This is a genomic window from Curtobacterium sp. MCBA15_008 (genome assembly GCF_001865065.1).
GTDB lineage: Bacteria > Actinomycetota > Actinomycetes > Actinomycetales > Microbacteriaceae > Curtobacterium.
The window spans coordinates 67,117-81,186 of sequence record NZ_MJGN01000012.1 but is presented as its reverse complement, the minus strand read 5'-3'; the positions used below and the strand labels follow the sequence as shown (position 1 = coordinate 81,186).

The 14,070-nt window shown below is 73.0% G+C and carries 14 protein-coding genes; 13 read left to right on the top strand and 1 reads right to left on the bottom strand.

All coding sequences use genetic code 11. From position 1 onward, the window contains the following. The first annotated feature begins 9 nt into the window (after positions 1–9). From pyrF to BIU96_RS06240, 7 genes are all read left to right on the top strand, one after another. The gene (pyrF, locus tag BIU96_RS06270) at positions 10–894 is read left to right on the top strand and encodes an orotidine-5'-phosphate decarboxylase (protein ID WP_254785998.1); all 885 of its coding nucleotides are present in this window, start codon (positions 10–12) and stop codon (positions 892–894) included. Continuing rightward, complete coding sequence (gmk, locus tag BIU96_RS06265) at positions 891–1,805, top strand: guanylate kinase (RefSeq protein ID WP_071291745.1); 915 nt, start codon at positions 891–893, stop codon at positions 1,803–1,805. Before pyrF ends, gmk begins: the two co-directional genes overlap by 4 nt. 37 nt (positions 1,806–1,842) lie before the next feature. Beyond that, positions 1,843–2,106: a DNA-directed RNA polymerase subunit omega gene (gene rpoZ / locus BIU96_RS06260; protein WP_022906709.1), complete on the top strand. Its 264-nt coding sequence runs from the start codon at positions 1,843–1,845 to the stop codon at positions 2,104–2,106. A gap of 5 nt (positions 2,107–2,111) precedes the next feature. Continuing rightward, the gene (gene metK / locus BIU96_RS06255; RefSeq protein ID WP_071291744.1) at positions 2,112–3,326 is read left to right on the top strand and encodes a methionine adenosyltransferase; all 1,215 of its coding nucleotides are present in this window, start codon (positions 2,112–2,114) and stop codon (positions 3,324–3,326) included. Positions 3,327–3,334: 8 nt separating this feature from the next. Then, positions 3,335–5,317 (top strand): hypothetical protein, encoded by a 1,983-nt coding sequence (locus BIU96_RS06250; protein WP_071291743.1) that lies wholly within the window; start codon positions 3,335–3,337, stop codon positions 5,315–5,317. Between the two features lie 418 nt (positions 5,318–5,735). Continuing rightward, on the top strand, positions 5,736–6,791 hold the full coding sequence (tdh, locus tag BIU96_RS06245; protein WP_071291854.1) for an L-threonine 3-dehydrogenase: 1,056 nt from the start codon (positions 5,736–5,738) through the stop codon (positions 6,789–6,791). Next, positions 6,791–7,978 (top strand): glycine C-acetyltransferase, encoded by a 1,188-nt coding sequence (locus BIU96_RS06240; protein WP_071291742.1) that lies wholly within the window; start codon positions 6,791–6,793, stop codon positions 7,976–7,978. The genes tdh and BIU96_RS06240 overlap by 1 nt, the downstream gene beginning before the upstream one ends. A gap of 139 nt (positions 7,979–8,117) precedes the next feature. On the opposite strand, the gene BIU96_RS06235 is transcribed toward BIU96_RS06240, so the two are convergent. Continuing rightward, positions 8,118–8,573 (bottom strand): DUF4383 domain-containing protein, encoded by a 456-nt coding sequence (locus BIU96_RS06235; RefSeq protein WP_139199853.1) that lies wholly within the window; start codon positions 8,571–8,573, stop codon positions 8,118–8,120. Positions 8,574–8,736: 163 nt separating this feature from the next. Here BIU96_RS06235 and fmt point away from each other — a divergent pair, with 163 nt between their 5' ends. The 6 genes from fmt to hisF all read left to right on the top strand — a co-directional run bounded on the left by fmt (position 8,737) and on the right by hisF (position 14,069). Then, entirely contained in the window at positions 8,737–9,672 is a 936-nt protein-coding gene (gene fmt / locus BIU96_RS06230) for a methionyl-tRNA formyltransferase (protein WP_071291741.1), read from the top strand. Next, positions 9,669–11,249, top strand: coding sequence for an RsmB/NOP family class I SAM-dependent RNA methyltransferase (locus tag BIU96_RS06225; protein ID WP_083402700.1), 1,581 nt, complete (start codon positions 9,669–9,671; stop codon positions 11,247–11,249). Before fmt ends, BIU96_RS06225 begins: the two co-directional genes overlap by 4 nt. Positions 11,250–11,361: 112 nt before the next feature. Beyond that, on the top strand, positions 11,362–12,027 hold the full coding sequence (gene rpe / locus BIU96_RS06220) for a ribulose-phosphate 3-epimerase (RefSeq protein ID WP_071291740.1): 666 nt from the start codon (positions 11,362–11,364) through the stop codon (positions 12,025–12,027). 101 nt (positions 12,028–12,128) lie between these two features. After that, positions 12,129–12,392 (top strand): phosphoribosyl-ATP diphosphatase, encoded by a 264-nt coding sequence (locus BIU96_RS06215; RefSeq protein WP_071291851.1) that lies wholly within the window; start codon positions 12,129–12,131, stop codon positions 12,390–12,392. A 58-nt stretch (positions 12,393–12,450) separates the two neighbouring features. Then, positions 12,451–13,290 (top strand): ATP phosphoribosyltransferase, encoded by an 840-nt coding sequence (hisG, locus tag BIU96_RS06210; RefSeq protein ID WP_071291739.1) that lies wholly within the window; start codon positions 12,451–12,453, stop codon positions 13,288–13,290. Beyond that, positions 13,287–14,069 (top strand): imidazole glycerol phosphate synthase subunit HisF, encoded by a 783-nt coding sequence (gene hisF, locus BIU96_RS06205; RefSeq protein WP_254785996.1) that lies wholly within the window; start codon positions 13,287–13,289, stop codon positions 14,067–14,069. Before hisG ends, hisF begins: the two co-directional genes overlap by 4 nt. Position 14,070 lies beyond the last annotated feature (1 nt).

Genomic DNA, 14,070 nt, shown 5'->3' with positions numbered 1-14,070 from the left:
GCTGCCAGCGTGGGCACCACCCCGACTGGAGGCACGGCCTCCTTCGGCGTCCGGCTCGCGGCCGCCATCGGGTCGCGTTCCGCCCTCTGCGTCGGCATCGACCCCCACGCCGCCACCCTGGCGGCGTGGGGGCTCGGCCGCGACGAGGCCGGCCTGACGGCCTTCGGCGCGACCCTCGTCGACGCGGCCGCCGGCCGCGCGGCGATCGTGAAGCCGCAGGTCGCCTTCTTCGAGGCGGCGGGGGTCGCGGGCTACCGTGCGCTCGACGCGACGATCCGTCGGGCACGCGATGCGGGCCTCCTGGTCGTCGCCGACGTGAAGCGGGGCGACATCGGGACGACGGGGGACGACTACGCGCTCGCGTGGCTGGACCGTGACGGGCCGTTCGCGGCCGATGCGATGACGGTCTCGCCGTACCTCGGCTACGGGTCACTCGCCGGCACGGTGTCGGTCGCGCGCCGGAACGGGGCGGGCGTCTTCGTGCTGGCGGCGACGAGCAACCCGGAGGCGCGGGTGTTGCAGACCGCCGTCCTCGCCGAGGGCCCGTGGGCGAGACACAGCGTGGCTGCCGGTATCGTCTTGAGCGTGGCAGACGACAACCGGGCCGGCGGCGACCAGCCCCTCGGCGACGTCGGGCTCGTGCTCGGCGCGACCCTCGACCTCGACGACTTCGGCATCGACGCGGACGCGATCGGCACGGCGCCGGTCCTCGCCCCGGGCTTCGGTGCCCAGGGCGCCCGCATCGAGGACCTCCGCGCGCTGTACGGCGCCCGTGCCGAGCAGGTGCTCGTCAGCGAGTCCCGTGGGCTCCTGACCGACGGGCCCGACGGCGTCGCGGCACTCGTCTCCGACCGCGCCGAGCGGATCCGCGCCGCACTGGGGGCGGCGGCATGACGTCGGACCGCGAGGGTCTGCCCGCCCACCGCAACCCGCCCGAGGTCGACCGGGTCGCCGCGGCCCAGGCCGCGGTGGCCGCTCGACGTGCCCGCGCGGCGGTCAAGGCCGCGATCGCGTCGGGGGAGCGGTCCGCGCTCGAGGTCGGCCGCCTGGCGTGGTCCGACGTCGAGGCGCCCGCCGAGAAGTCCCTGCGGGTCCGTGACCTGCTGACGAGCCTGCCCGGCATCGGACCGGCCCGCGCCGAGACGATCATGGGCGAACTCCGCATCGCGCCGTCGAAGCGCCTGGGCGGCCTCGGCACCCGGCAGCGCTCGGAACTGGCGGACTGGCTCGCCGCGCGCGGCCGGAAGCGCGGGACGTCGAAGCTCGTCGTCCTCGCCGGACCCACCGCGGTCGGCAAGGGCACGGTGAGCGCCTTCATCCGCGAGCAGTACCCGGACGTGAACCTCAGCGTGTCGGCGACGACCCGGAAGCCCCGCCCCGGCGAGGTGGACGGCGTGCACTACTACTTCGTCGACGACGCCGAGTTCGACCGGATGATCCGCGACCGCGAGCTCCTCGAGTGGGCGACCGTGCACAACTCGTACCGGTACGGCACCCCGCGTCCACCGATCGACCGCGCGCTCGACGCCGGGGACAAGGTGATGCTCGAGATCGACCTGCAGGGTGCCCGCCAGGTGCGGGACGCCATGCCCGAGGCGGTCCTGGTGTTCCTGCTGCCGCCCTCGTGGGAGGAACTCGTGCGTCGCCTCATCGGCCGCGGCACCGAATCCGCCGAGGAACAGGCCCGTCGACTCGACACCGCGAAGGTCGAACTGGCCGCCCAGGACGAGTTCGACGTGCGCATCGTGAACTCCGATGTCGGCACCGCGGCACGCGAGGTCGTAGACTTGTTCTCTGCGCCCTGACGGGCGTCCCGCTTTTCCCCTGTCGACAGGAGACACCATGGCCAACCCCCAGGGCATCATCGACCCGCCCATCGACGACCTGCTCGCCAAGGTGGAGTCGAAGTACGCGCTCGTCATCTTCGCCTCGAAGCGCGCGCGCCAGATCAACGACTACTACGCCGACCTGCACGAGGGCTCGCTCTTCGACAACGTCGGGCCGCTCGTCGACTCGACGATCGACGACAAGCCGCTGTCCGTCGCGCTGCACGAGATCAACGAGGACAAGCTCACCGTCACCAAGCAGCAGCAGCCCACCGACTGACCGCGGTGACTGGAGCTGCTCTGCGCCTCTTCACGTCCGAGTCGGTGACGGAGGGGCACCCCGACAAGATCTGCGACCAGATCTCGGACACCATCCTCGACGCACTGCTGACGGTCGACCCGCACGCGCGCGTCGCCGTCGAGACCATGGTGACCACCGGGCTCGTGCACGTCGCGGGCGAGGTCACCACCTCCGGCTACGTCGAGATCCCGAAGCTCGTCCGTGACGTCATCACGGGCATCGGATACAACTCGTCCGAGGTCTCCTTCGACGGCCACACCTGCGGTGTCGAGGTCTCCATCGGCGCGCAGTCGCCCGACATCGCGCAGGGCGTGGACGAGTCGCTCGACGCCCGCTCCGGCTCCGGCGTCGACCCGCTCGACCGCCAGGGCGCGGGTGACCAGGGCATCATGTTCGGCTTCGCGACGAACGAGACCCCCGAGTACATGCCGGTCGCGATCTGGCTGGCGCACCGCCTGGCCGAGCGCCTGGCCGAGGTCCGCAAGTCCGGGCTGCTGACGTTCCTCCGCCCCGACGGCAAGACCCAGGTCACCGTCGGCTACGACGGCGTCGTCCCGAAGACCGTCGAGACCGTCGTGCTCTCCACGCAGCACTCGCCCGCCGTCACGCTCGACGAGCTCACCGCGGCCGTCACCGAGCACGTCATCCGTCCGGTGCTCGACCTGGTCGACCTCGACTCGTCGCACGTCGACGTCATCGTGAACCCGACCGGCCGCTTCGAGATCGGTGGCCCGCAGGGCGACGCCGGCCTCACCGGGCGCAAGGTCATCGTCGACACCTACGGCGGGGCCTCCCGCCACGGCGGCGGTGCGTTCAGCGGCAAGGACCCGTCGAAGGTGGACCGTTCCGCGGCCTACGCGCTCCGCTGGGTCGCGAAGAACGCCGTCGCCGCGGGCCTCGCCGACCGGCTCGAGGTCCAGGTCGCCTACGCGATCGGCCGCGCCGCCCCCGTCGGGCTGTACGTCGAGTCGTTCGGCACCGGGCACGTCGACGACGCCACGATCGAGGCAGCGATCCGGCAGGTGTTCGACCTGCGTCCGGCCGCGATCATCCGCGACCTCGACCTGCTCCGCCCGATCTACGCGCAGACCGCGACGTACGGGCACTTCGGCCGTGAGCTCCCCGGGTTCACCTGGGAGCAGCTCGACCGCGTCGAGGAACTCCGCGCCGCCGCAGGACTCGTCGCCGCCGCCGTCTGAGGCACTGCGTGCCCACCGTCGCGCGCGTCGTCCTCGACTCGCCGCTCCCGCAGTTGGACCGTCTGTTCGACTACCGGGTGCCGGCCGAGCTCGAGGACGACTGCGTGCCGGGGGTCCGCGTGAAGGTCCCGCTCCGGACCGGGGCACGGATGTCCGACGCGTACGTGGTCGAGCTCGTCACCGAGGGGTCCTACCCGGGCGAGCTCAGCGCGATCGAGACCCTGGTGTCCCCGGTACCGGTGCTCGCGCCGGAGATCTGGACCCTCGCCCGCGCCGTCGCCGACCGCGCCGCCGGCGTCGCGTCCGACGTGCTCCGGCTCGCCGTGCCGACGCGGCAGGTCCGTGCCGAGAAGGCCTGGCTCGCCCGTGACACCTCGTGGTCGCCGGCGGAGGTCAGCCCGCCGCCCGTCACCGGCTACGCCGAGGGCGTCCTGGAGGCGCTGGTCGCCGACCACGGTCGGGCTGCGGTCTCCGCCGTCCCCCACCCCGTCGCACTCGGCGAGGGGGACGACGTCCTCTGGGTCCCCGGATGGGCCGCCACGATCGCCCAGGCGGCCGCGCACGCCGTCGCCGCCGAGCAGTCAGCGGTCGTCGCCGTGCCCGACTTCCGCGACGTGACCGACCTCGAGCGGGCGCTCCTCGCACTGCTGCCGGCGGAGCGGGTCGTCCGGTTCGACGCCAAGCAGACGAACGGTCAGCGCGCGAAGGCGCTCCTGCAGGCCCGCACCCACGCCGTCGTCGCGATCGGGAACCGCACGGCGGTGTACGCGCCGGCCACCGAGCTCGGGCTCATCGCGATGTGGGACGACGGGGACGCCTCGTTCACCGAACCCCGCGCGCCGTACGTGCACACCCGTGACGTCGCCCTGGTCCGCGCCGCCCAGTCCGGCGCCGCGCTGCTGTTCGTCTCGCACGCCCGCAGCACCGACGTGCAGCGGCTCGTCGAGCTCCACTGGCTGCAGGAGGTCACGCCGTACCGGGCGAAGACCCCGAAGGTCATCCCGACGATCCAGCAGACCGGCGCCGAGGGCTACGCGGCGCAGGCCCGCATCCCGAGCTCGGCGTGGCGTGCCGCGCGCGAGGCCAGCCAGCACGGCGCCGTCCTGGTGCAGGTCGCGAGCCCGGGCTTCGGGACCGGCCTGGTCTGCGCGGAGTGCGGCGAACGCGCGCACTGCCGGATCTGCGGCGGGCCGCTCGGCAGTCCGCACCGCGGCGCGACCCCGCAGTGCCGGTTCTGCGGCGCGCTCGCGGTCGGGTTCCGCTGCCCGACCTGCGGCAACGGCACCGTGAAGCCGGTCGGCCAGGGGGCGCAGCGCACCGCGGACGAACTCGGGCGAGCGTTCCCCGGTACCCGGATCGTGGTGGCCGACGGCTCCCGGCCGCTCGACGAGGTGCCCGCCCGCCCGTCCGTCGTGGTCGCGACCCGCGGCGCCGAGCCGTCGGTGCCGGGCGGGTACGCGTGCGTGCTGCTGCTCGACGGGGAGCGGATGCTCGCCCGCGAGGGCCTCCGCGTGCAGGAGGACGTCCTGCGCTTCTGGACGAACGCCGCGGCGAAGGGTGCTCCCGGCGCCGCGACCTACCTGGTCGGGATCGGCGGGAAGCTCGCGACGGCGATGGCCCTGTGGCGGCTCGACGGGCCCGCGCACGACGAACTCGCCGACCGGCGCGAACTGCACTTCCCGCCGGCGGTCCGGGTCGCGACGCTGACCGGCACCGACGAGGCCGTCACCGCGGCCGTCGAGGCGCTCGAGGGCGCGACGGCGGGACCGGTGCTCGGACCGGTACCCGTCGAGGACGACGCGCTCCCGGGGACGGTGCGGGCGATCGTGCGGTTCCCGTACGCGCACGGGGCCGAGGTCGCGGCGACGCTCAAGGCCGAGGTCATCCGACGGTCGTCCACACGGCGGGTCCTGCCCGGGGGCAACCGTCGTCGGGCGGCGCCGGCGCTCCGGGTGCGCCTCGACGACGCGGAACCCTTCAGCGAGGTCTGACCCGGTCGGCGCACCCGGTCGGCTGCGCGCTGCGGGTCGTCGGCCGTCGTGACGGGCGCGCACCGTGCCTCCAGGCCGTCGCCGGGCGCGCGCCGTGCCGGGCGTGCGCTGGCGTGGCTCATCGTCGGATGTGTGTGCATCGTGCGACGTCCCACCTGTCGATCGACGCGTGGATCGTCGGAACATGCGCACGCAGCGTGTGCGTGTGCATCGTTCGACGTCCCACCTGTCGATCGACGGGTGGATCGTCGGAACATGCGTACGCAACTCGAAGCGATCGTCCCGCCGGAGTGCGCCGTGCACGCCGTGCACGTGACATGTACGGGCGGCGGGGGCGACGTGTGCCAGGCTGGTCGACGGCGGTCACGAGCCGCCACGAACAGACATCACGCACGACGAGGTGACGCGGATGACGCCGATGAGGGCGCTGTACAAGCCGGACGCTGCTCCGGGACTGACCATGACGGAACGGCCGGTGCCGATCCCCACCGAGGACGAGGTCCTCATCCGGGTGCTCCGCACCGGGATCTGCGGGACGGACCTGCACATCCGGCGGTGGGACGACTGGGCGGCCTCGGCGGTGACGACGCCGCTCGTCCCCGGGCACGAGTTCTTCGGCGAGGTGGTCGAGGTCGGCGCTGCCGTCCGTGACGTCGCCGTGGGGGACCGGGTCTCCGGCGAGGGGCACATCGTGTGCGGCACCTGCCGGAACTGCCGGGCCGGGCGGCGCCAGATGTGCATCCGGACGAAGGGGCTCGGCGTCCAACGCGACGGGGCCTTCGCGGAGTACCTCACGCTGCCCGGCGCCAACGTCTGGGTGCACCACACCGACGTCGACCCCGATGTCGGCGCGCTGTTCGACCCGCTCGGCAACGCGGTGCACACGGCGCTGGCGTTCCCGCTCGTCGGCGAGGACGTCCTCGTCACCGGGTGCGGCCCGATCGGGCTGATGGCGATCGCCGTCGCCCGACACGCCGGCGCGCGCTTCGTCGTCGGGACGGACGTCAGCGCCAACCGGCTCGCGATGGCGACCGCGATGGGCGCGGACCTCGGCGTCGACGTCGGCGGTGGTGATGCGACGGCGCTGCTCCGTGCGGCGCAGGAGCAGCTCGGCATGCGCGAGGGCTTCGACGTCGGCTTCGAGATGTCCGGCGCCCCGAGCGCGCTGCCGTCGATGGTCGAGACCATGAACCACGGCGGGAACATCGCGATGCTCGGGCTGCCGACAGGGTCGATCGCGGTCGACTGGGGCAAGGTCGTCACGCACATGCTCACCGTGAAGGGCATCTACGGCCGCGAGATGTTCGAGACCTGGCAGACGATGAGCTCGATGCTGCAGACCAGCGCGGTGCTGCGGGAACGCATCGGCTCGATCGTCTCCGAGCGCTTCGCGGCGCACGACTGGGAAGCAGCGTTCGCCGCGGCGGCGACCGCTGATGGCGGCAAGGTCGTCATCGACTGGACGGAGATCTGATGTACGGCGCGATCAAGGACCACCTGTCGGCGGAGCTCGCCGGCATCGAGGCGGCCGGCCTGACGAAGCGGGAGCGCGGCATCGCCGGACCGCAGCGCGCAGCGATCGAGGCGGACGGCCTCGACCTGCTCAACTTCTGCGCGAACAACTACCTCGGGCTCGCCGACTCGACGGACCTCGTGGACGCTGCGAAGGAGGCCCTCGACCGCTGGGGCTACGGCATGGCGAGCGTGCGGTTCATCTGCGGCACGCAGGACCTGCACCTCGACCTCGAGCGTCGAGTGTCGGCGTTCCTCGGCACCGAGGCGACGATCCTGTACTCCTCGTGCTTCGACGCGAACGGCGGCCTGTTCGAGGTGCTCCTCGGCGCGGAGGACGCGATCATCTCCGACGAGCTCAACCACGCCTCGATCATCGACGGCGTACGGCTCTCGAAGGCGCAGCGGTTCCGCTACCGGAACCGCGACGTCGCCGACCTCGAGGCGCAGCTCATCGCCGCGAAGGACGCCCGGTTCCGCGCGGTCGTCACCGACGGGGTCTTCTCGATGGACGGCTCGATCGCACCGCTCGCCGAGATCTGCGACCTGGCCGACCGGTACGACGCCCTCGTGATCGTTGACGACTCGCACGCGGTCGGCTTCGTCGGCGAGCACGGCCGCGGGACGCCGGAGCTGTGCGGGGTGGCCGACCGGGTCGACGTCTACACCGGCACGTTCGGCAAGGCCCTCGGCGGGGCGTCGGGCGGGTACGTGGCCGCACGCCGCGAGATCGTCGACCTGCTGCGGCAGCGGTCACGGCCGTACCTGTTCTCGAACTCGCTCGCGCCGGTGATCGCCGCCGGCACCGTCGCCGCGCTCGACCTGATCGAACGGTCCGACGACGCCCGTGCTCGCCTGCGTGCGAACGCGGCGCAGTTCCGGGCGCTGATGACCGAGGCCGGGTTCGAGTTGCTGCCGGGGGAACACCCGATCGTGCCCGTGATGTTCCACGACGCGGCCCTGACCGCGCGGATCGCCGCCGAGATGCAGGCCCGGGGCATCTACGTCACGGCGTTCAGCTACCCGGTGGTGCCGAAGGGACGGGCGCGGATCCGGGTGCAGCTCTCCGCCGCGCACACCGAGGAGCAGGTCGTCCGGTGTGTCGAGGCGTTCCGGCAGGCGCGGGACGCGGCGGCCAGCGCAGGCTGACCGGGAGGGCCCCGGTGTCCCGCCCGCAAAACGCAACGAGGGCGGTTGCTCGCAGCGCTGTACCGCTGCGGACAACCGCCCTCGTTGCGTTTTGCGATCAGCGATCAGCGACCAGGCGACCGGCGATCGGCGACCCGTCTCAGGCGCTCACCGGCCGACGACGCTCGCGCGGGAAGACGACACCGAGCGCCACCATGCCCACGGCGAGCACCAGGTGCAGCCAGTTGTCGGCGTTGTTGAGCGGGACGAAGTTCGCGCCGGAGCTGTGGCCGGCGGTGAACAGGCCGTAGATCCAGAGGACGAAGTAGACGATCCCGCCGATCACGAGGTACATCCGCGATCCGGTGGCCCGCCCGGCGGCGAGGAGCCCGACGACCCCGAAGAGCAGGTGCACGATGTTGTGCAGCACGGACACCTGGAAGATGCCGAGCAGCATCGCCATCGATCCGTGGCCCGCGCCGGCCAGGTCGCCCGTGGTGAGCCCGGGGATGAACCCGGCGATCCCGACGAGCAGGAACACGATGCCGACGACGAGCGCGATCTTCTGGATCGAGGACCCGGCGTAGCGGTTGGTGGAGGTGGTGACGTCGCTCATGGTGACTCCTGTCGGTTCAGCGGTGCGGTTGGAGGGGCGGACTGCTCGTCCACGGACGCTACGCAGCCGGCACTCCGGCGCCACACAGGGACGGGCGGCGTCCGCGCGCTCGGGACACCACGCGGCGCGATCCGCCGCGCCGGGACGTGGGAGGATCGAACCCATGCGTCTCGTCGTCGCCGGCAGCCCCGCTGCGGCCGTCCCCACCCTCCGCCGGCTGGCGGCGTCCGACCACGAGATCGTCGCGGTGCTCACCCGTCCCGCGACCCCGCAGGGCCGGAAGCGCGTCCACACCCCGACCCCGGTCGCGCAGGTGGCCACGGAGCTCGGACTGCCCGTGATCGAGGCCGCTCGTGTCGACGACGAGGTCACCGCCCGCATCGCCGCACTCGACGTCGACCTCGGTGTGATCGTCGCGTACGGCGCGTTGCTCCGCCGAGCCGCGCTCGACGCGCCCCGCCACGGCTGGGTGAACCTGCACTTCTCCGACCTGCCGGCGTACCGTGGCGCCGCCCCCGTGCAGCGCGCCGTGATGGCCGGCGACACCCGCACCGCCGCGACGGTGTTCCAGCTCGTCGAGGCGCTCGACGCCGGCCCGGTGTACGCCAGCGAGCCGTTCGACATCGACCCCGAAGCGACCTCCGGCGAGGTCCTCGCCGCCATGGCCGACACCGGTGCCGAGGTCGTCGCGCGGGTCGTCGACGCCATCGCCGCCGGCACCGCCGTCGCCACCGAGCAGTCCGGCGAGCCGACCGCCGCCCCGAAGCTCACGATCGAGGACGGCCGGATCGACTTCGCCGCGCCCGCCGCCACCGTGCACGCCCGCCTCCGCGGGGTCACGCCCGAGCCCGGCGCGTACGCGCACCTCGGCGACACCCGCGTGAAGCTGCTCCGCAGCGCGCGACTGCCTGGAGGCACGGCAGACCCCGCCCCGTCGCTCGCCCCCGGTGCACTGGCCGTCCAGGGCGGTCGGCTGCTCGTCGGGACCGCCGACGACCCGCTCGTGCTCACCGAGGTGCAGCCGGCCGGCAAGAAGGCGATGGACGCCGCCGCCTGGGCGCGCGGCCTCGGCACGCTGGACGGGAAGGTCCTCGCATGAGCCGCTCGACCTCCCCGCAGCGCCGCAACCACGGCCCGCGCCAGACGAGCGCACGCCGGGTCGCCTTCGACGTGCTCCGCGCCGTGCAGGTCGACGACGCCTACGCGAACCTCCTGCTGCCGACGCGCATCCGCCGTGCCGGGCTCACCGCGCGTGACGCCGCGTTCGCCACCGAGCTGACGTACGGCACGATCCGGATGCTCGGCCGCTACGACGCGATCGTGGCCCTCGCGTCCGGCCGCCGCATCGACAACATCGAGTCCGACGTGCTCGACGTGATGCGGCTCGGCGCCCATCAGCTGCTCGGCATGCGCACGCCGACGCACGCCGCGGTGTCCGCCACGGTCGAGCTCGCCCGCGAGGTCGGAGCGCACCGGGCGACGGGCTTCGTGAACGCGGTGCTGCGCAAGGTCGGCGCCCGTACCGACGACGAGTGGGACGCCCTCATCACCGAGGGCCGTGGTGGCGACGCCCTGCTGGCCGCGCGCTGGTCGCACCCGGTGTGGGTGGTGTCCGCGCTCCGCGACGCCCTCGCCGCCGAGCGGTCCCGCGACGAGCTCGCGGCGCTCCTGGCCGCCGACAACGTCGCACCGCGGGTGCAGCTCGCCGCGCTCCCCGGCATCGCCACCGACGAGGACGTCACGGACGCCACCGCCCGCGCCGGGGACGTCGACGACGTGCTCCCGGAAGACGACGTGCTCCCCGAGGAGGCGGACGTGACCGGTGCGGCGGACGTCGTGCTCACCGAGTCGGCACCGGCCGACCCCGGAGCGGAGGTCGACGTCGACACCGAGGTCGCGCCTCCCGTCCGGGACGACGACCACGTGCCGGACCTGCCCGTGTCGCCGGTCGGGATCCGTGGCATCTCCGGCGACCCCGCCCGCGTGCCGGGCGTCGCGGCCGGACGGCTGCGCGTGCAGGACGAGGGCTCGCAGCTGGCGGCGCTCGCGCTCAGCCGGTCGTCCGAGGTGCGGCCGGGCGAGCGGTGGCTCGACCTGTGCGCCGGACCCGGCGGCAAGGCGGCGCTGCTCGCTGCCGAGGCGGTCCGGACCGGGGCGACCCTCGTCGCCAACGAACTCGTCCCGGCACGTGCCGGGCTCGTGTGGAAGGCACTCGCCGGGTTCGACGACACGGTCACCGTCGTGCAGGGCGACGGGCGACGGTACGGCCGCGACGGCGCGGGCGTCACGTTCGACCGGGTGCTCCTCGACGCCCCGTGCACCGGGCTCGGAGCGCTGCGGCGTCGTCCGGAGGCCCGTTGGCGGAAGCAGCCGGAGGACGTCCCGGAGCTCGCCGCGCTGCAGACCGAGCTGCTCGACGCGGCGGTGCGGGTGCTCGCGGTGGGCGGGACGCTGGCGTACGTGACGTGCTCTCCGCACCTGGCCGAGACGCGCGGGCAGGTGGACGCGCTCATGGCTCGGCACGGCGGCGTGCTCGAGCAGGTCGACACCGCCGGGGTCGTGCGCTCGATCGCCGCGCGGGACCCGCAGGTGGCGGACGGCGACACGGCGCAGCTCTGGCCGCACCGCATCGGAACGGACGCGATGTTCATCGCGCTGTTCCGTCGTGTCGCCTGACGATCGCGGCGGAACCCTTCCGCAAAACGCAACGGGAGCGGTTTCTCGCAGCGCTACTCCGCTGCGCGAAACCGTCCACGTTGCGTTTTGCGGGCGCCGGTAGGCTTGCGCGGTGACGATCCGTATCTCGCCGAGCATCCTGTCCGCCGACTTCGCGAACCTCGAGCGCGAGCTCCACCGCATCGAGACCGCCGACCTGGTGCACGTCGACGTGATGGACAACCACTTCGTGCCGAACCTGACGCTGGGCCTGCCGATCGTGCAGCGCCTGCAGCAGGTGTCGCCGGTGCCGCTCGACGTGCACCTGATGATCACGAACGCGGACACCGAGGCCCCGAAGTACGCCGAGACCGGGGCGTCGAGCGTCACCTTCCACTTCGAGGCGGCGGACGACCCGGTGGCGACGGCCGCGGCGATCCGGTCGAACGGCGCGCGGGCGGCCGTGGCGGTCAAGCCCGGCACCCCGATCACGCAGGTCCTGCACCACCTCGACTCGTACGACATGATCCTGCTGATGACCGTCGAGCCGGGGTTCGGCGGCCAGGCCTTCATGTCCTCCGTCATGCCGAAGCTCGCCGACGCCCGCGCGGCCGTGGACGCCTCCGGGCTCGACGTGTGGCTCGAGGTCGACGGCGGGATCGCGGTCGACACCGTGCCCGAGGCCGTGCGGAGCGGCGCGGACACGCTCGTGGCGGGGTCGGCCGTGTACGGCGGCGAGCCGGCGTCGCGCATCACGGACCTGCGCGAGGCGGCAGCCGCAGCCGTCGCCGGCTCGTGACGGCCGAGGCTGCCGGGGTGACCGGCGTCGCGGGGCCGAGCCGCGCCTCCCGTCCGGACGGTACGTCGGGGGAGTCCGCGCTGGACGGTAGCCTGGTCCGCGTGAAGACGTTCGACGACCTGTTCCAGGAGCTCACAGAGAAGGCGCGCACGCGCCCCGAGGGCTCCGGCACCGTCGCCGAACTGGACGCCGGCGTGCACCAGATCGGCAAGAAGATCGTGGAAGAGGCAGCCGAGGTCTGGATGGCGGCCGAGTACGAGGGCGACGAGCGCACCTCGGAGGAGATCTCGCAGCTGATCTACCACCTCCAGGTCCTCATGGTCGCCCAGGGGCTCACCCCGGCGGACGTCTGGCGACATCTGTAGGAAGCGCCGCCCGGCGCACCGACGACCGCCGACGACCCCACAGAAAGCAGACCCACTGATGCTCCGCATCGCCGTGCCCAACAAGGGCTCCCTCTCCGAGACCGCCTCCGAGATGCTCAAGGAGGCCGGGTACGCCGGTCGCCGCGACCCGAAGGCGCTCCACCTGCTCGACGAGCGCAACGGGGTCGAGTTCTTCTTCCTCCGTCCGCGCGACATCGCCACGTACGTCGGTTCGGGCGCGCTCGACGTCGGCATCACCGGCCGCGACCTCCTGCTCGACTCCGGGTCCGCCGCGCACGAGGTCGACGCGCTCGGCTTCGCCGACTCGACGTTCCGCTTCGCCGGCACTCCAGGGCGGTACGCCTCGCTGCAGGACCTCGACGGCGTGCGGGTCGCGACGAGCTACCCCGGCCTCGTCGGGGACTTCCTGGCGAAGCATGGCGTGACCGCGACGCTCGTGAAGCTCGACGGCGCGGTCGAGAGCGCCGTGCGGCTCGGGGTCGCCGACGCCGTGGCCGACGTCGTCTCGACGGGCAGCACGCTCCGTGCCGCCGGGCTCGAGATCTTCGGCCCGGTGATCCTCGAGTCGACCGCGCTCCTCATCTCGACCGACGAGTCGATCCCCGGCATCGACGTCCTCCGGCGCCGGCTGCAGGGCGTCCTGGTCGCCCGCGGCTACGTGATGCTCGACTACGACATCCCGACGGCGCTCCTCGAGCAGGCCACGGCGGTGGCGTCGGGCATCGAGTCCCCGACGGTGTCCCCGCTGCACGGTCGCGACTGGTCGGCGGTCCGGGTGATGATCCCGCGCGAGGACGCCAACCTCATCATGGACGCGCTCTACGACCTCGGCGCGCGAGCCATCCTCGTCAGCCCGATCCACGCCGCACGGCTGTGACCGACGCCGTGACCGCCGGTGGCGTCGCCGTCCGGGTCGTCCCGTGCCTCGACGTGCAGGGGGGTCGCGTCGTCAAGGGCGTGAACTTCCTCGACCTGCAGGACGCCGGTGACCCCGTCGAGCTCGCCGCGCGGTACTACGAGCAGGGTGCCGACGAGCTGACGTTCCTCGACGTCGGTGCCACGGTCGAGAACCGCTCGACGATGTACGACACCGTGACCCGGACGGCCGAGCAGGTCTTCATCCCGCTGACGGTGGGCGGCGGCGTCCGGAGCGTCGACGACGTCTCGCGGCTGCAGCAGTGCGGTGCGGACAAGATCGGCGTGAACAGCGCGGCGATCGCCCGCCCCGAGCTCGTGGGCGAGATCGCGGACCGGTTCGGTGCGCAGGCCGTCGTGCTCTCCCTGGACGTCAAGCGCTCGGACCGCATGCCCTCCGGCTTCGTGGTGACGACCCACGGCGGGCGGACCGAGTCCGACCTCGACGCGGTCGCCTGGGCACACGAGGCCGTCGAGCGCGGTGCAGGGGAGCTGCTGGTCAACTCCATCGACGCGGACGGCACGAAGAACGGGTTCGACCTCGAGCTCGTGGCCGCCGTCCGTGCGGTCTCCTCGGTGCCGGTCATCGCGTCTGGAGGCGCGGGTCGGCTCGAGCACTTCGCCCCCGCCGTCGAGGCGGGTGCGGACGCGGTCCTCGCCGCCAGCGTCTTCCACCGGGGCGAGATGACGATCGGCGACGTCAAGGACGCGCTGCGCGCGGCCGGCCACGCCGTACGCTAGG